The sequence below is a fragment of the Aestuariivirga sp. genome, assembly GCF_044238155.1.
Lineage (GTDB): Bacteria > Pseudomonadota > Alphaproteobacteria > Rhizobiales > Aestuariivirgaceae > Aestuariivirga.
Genome location: NZ_JBIIDX010000237.1, coordinates 1 through 2863, shown reverse-complemented (window position 1 = coordinate 2863; position 2863 = coordinate 1). Strand labels below are relative to the sequence as shown.

Annotated in this window: 4 protein-coding genes; all 4 read left to right on the top strand. The window is 57.1% G+C overall.

Annotation, left to right across the window (positions count from 1 at the left end):
• Nucleotides 1-953 (top strand): carbon-phosphorus lyase complex subunit PhnI (locus tag ACILRN_RS16500; protein ID WP_395690053.1); only part of this gene is annotated, 953 nt, incomplete at its 5' end.
• Nucleotides 950-1786: an alpha-D-ribose 1-methylphosphonate 5-phosphate C-P-lyase PhnJ gene (locus tag ACILRN_RS16495; protein ID WP_395690052.1), complete on the top strand. Its 837-nt coding sequence runs from the start codon at nt 950-952 to the stop codon at nt 1784-1786. The genes ACILRN_RS16500 and ACILRN_RS16495, both read left to right, overlap by 4 nt.
• Nucleotides 1783-2553, top strand: coding sequence for a phosphonate C-P lyase system protein PhnK (gene phnK / locus ACILRN_RS16490; RefSeq protein WP_395690051.1), 771 nt, complete (start codon nt 1783-1785; stop codon nt 2551-2553). The genes ACILRN_RS16495 and phnK overlap by 4 nt, the downstream gene beginning before the upstream one ends.
• Nucleotides 2554-2555: 2 nt before the next feature.
• Nucleotides 2556-2863 (top strand): ATP-binding cassette domain-containing protein (locus ACILRN_RS16485; protein ID WP_395690050.1); only part of this gene is annotated, 308 nt, incomplete at its 3' end.

Genomic DNA, 2863 nt, shown 5'->3' with positions numbered 1-2863 from the left:
GGGTGATGAATGAGGGATCTCTCTATGACAGGGAACTTGCTGCACTCGCCGTCAAGCAGGCCCGTGGTGATCTGATCGAGGCGATCTTCCTGATTCGCGCAACACGCACCACGCTGGCACGCTTTGGTTACGCCGAGCCGTTGGAGACGCGGCATATGCGGGCAAAGCGGCGGATATCTGCCGCCTTCAAGGACATTCCCGGTGGGCAGATCCTGGGTCCGACATTCGACTACACCCACCGCCTGCTCGATTTCTCACTAGCGGCTGACGAAGAACCAGCCGAGGCAGCAAGTGCGCCTTCCGGTCTCGGTCATGACATGCCCCGCGTACTGGAGTTGCTAGGCGCTGAAGGCCTCATGGAACAGCCATCGGATGGCCAGCATAACATCGGCGACTTGACACAAGATCCACTCAACTTTCCAGCTGGACGTGAGTTACGCTTGCAGAATCTTGCCCGTGGCGATGAGGGTTTTCTGCTTGCGCTCGCCTATTCAACCCAGCGCGGCTACGGTCGCACTCACCCTTTCGCGGGCGAAATCCGGGTGGGAACGGTGGAGGTCAGCTTCACCCCAGAAGAACTGGGTTTCCCGGTGGTGATTGGCGAGATCACCGTGACCGAGTGCGAGATGATCAACCAGTTCAAAGGCTCAGCCACAGTTGCGCCGCAGTTTACCCGGGGCTATGGCCTGGCCTTCGGGCAATGTGAACGAAAAGCCATGTCCATGGCTCTCGTTGACCGTGCTCTCAGGGCTGGAGAGCTAGGTGAGGAACGCGTTGCTCCGGCACAGGATGAAGAATTTGTTCTCTCGCACTCAGACAATGTGCAGGCGACAGGTTTCGTCGAACATCTGAAACTGCCCCATTATGTCGACTTCCAATCTGAGCTCGTCATGCTTCGTCGCATGCGTGAGGAGATTGCGGCCGGAAGAGACCAATCAAAGGCCGCTGAATGAATTCACCCGCCCATAACTTCGCCTATCTGAACGAGCAGACCAAGCGGATGATTCGCCGTGCGATCCTGAAGGCGATCGCAGTCCCAGGATATCAGGTACCGTTTGCCAGCAGAGAGATGCCAATGCCTTATGGCTGGGGCACCGGTGGTGTGCAGATCACAGCTTCCATTCTTACGCCAAACGACACGCTGAAGGTGATCGACCAGGGCGCAGATGATACGACCAACGCGGTCTCTATCCGTAAGTTTTTTGTCAAGACGGCAGGTGTCGCCACCACCGAGCGGACCAGCGAAGCGACCGTAATCCAGACCCGGCATCGTATTCCCGAAACGGTACTCACCGAAGCGCAGACCCTGGTATTCCAGGTACCCATCCCCGAACCGCTGCGATTTCTCGAACCACGCGAGACCGAAACCCGCAAGATGCATGCGCTTGAGGAGTATGGCGTGATGCATGTGAAACTCTACGAAGATATTGCGCATTACGGCGAGATTGCTACGACTTATGCCTACCCAGCAAAAGTGGCTGACCGTTACGTATTCGACCCTTCGCCAATTCCAAAATTCGACAATCCCAAGCTCGACAACTGTCCAGCTCTACAACTGTTTGGTGCGGGGCGAGAAAAAAGGATCTATGCGATTCCTCCCTACACGAAGGTCAAGAGCCTCGATTTCGAGGATCATCCCTTCGAGATCCAAACGTGGGATAAGCCATGCGCCCTGTGCGGATCGCGTGAAAGTTTTCTTGACGAAATCGTGATGGATGACCGTGGAACACGGATGTTCGTCTGTTCCGACACGGATTTCTGCGCAAACCACCGGGGAGCCGCATGAGGCCGCTGCTTTCAGCAGACAGCATAAGTAAGACCTATGGCGTGCGGACTGGCTGCCTTGAGGTCTCCTTCGATCTATTCCCTGGGGAAGTTTTGTCGATTGTCGGCGAATCAGGCTCGGGCAAGACAACCTTGCTGCGTTGCCTCTCCGGCCATGTGCCGACAAGCTCAGGCAAGGTTTTCTACACCACGCGTGACGGACAACGCATGGCACTTGACGAGATGAGCGAGGCGGAACGCAGGCTCCTCATGCGGACCGACTGGGGCTTCGTGCATCAGGATGCACGCGAGGGCCTGCGCATGGGGGTTTCGGCAGGCGCAAATGTTGGCGAACGCATGATGGCCGTTGGTACGCGGCACTATGGCAAGATCCGGACGGCCGCGACGGACTGGCTGGCGCGAGTCGAAATCTCCGAGGACCGGATCGACGACAGCCCGTGGGCCTATTCGGGCGGCATGAGGCAACGCCTGCAGATCGCCCGCAATCTGGTGACTTCGCCACGGTTGATTTTCATGGATGAGCCGACGGGTGGACTCGACGTTTCTGTTCAGGCACGACTGCTGGACCTGATCAAGGGTCTGGTCAAGAGTCTCGGTCTTGCCGCGGTCATCGTGACACATGATCTGGCGGTGGCCAGGCTGTTGTCGTCACGCATGATGGTGATGCAGCAGGGCCGTGTCATCGAGCAGGGACTTACTGACCAGATACTGGAAGATCCACAGGCGGCCTATACGCAACTGCTTGTCTCATCCGTCTTGCAGGTATAAGCATGTCTGCAATCCTCAAGATTGATCGGCTTACCAAGCACTTCATGATGCACCAACAGGCCGGTGCGCGCATCGCAGTGTTAGATGGTATTTCAGCGCAGGTGAATGCCGGAGAGGCTGTTGCTGTTTCGGGCCCATCTGGTCGCGGCAAGAGTTCCTTGCTCAAGCTGATCTATGGAACCTATCGCGCCACGAGTGGAAGCATCCACGTGCGGGACGGTGAAGAGTGGCGTGATGTCGTGACCGCACAGCCCCGTGACGTATTGGCGTTGCGCAATTCAACCATAGGTTATGTCACGCAGTTCTTGCG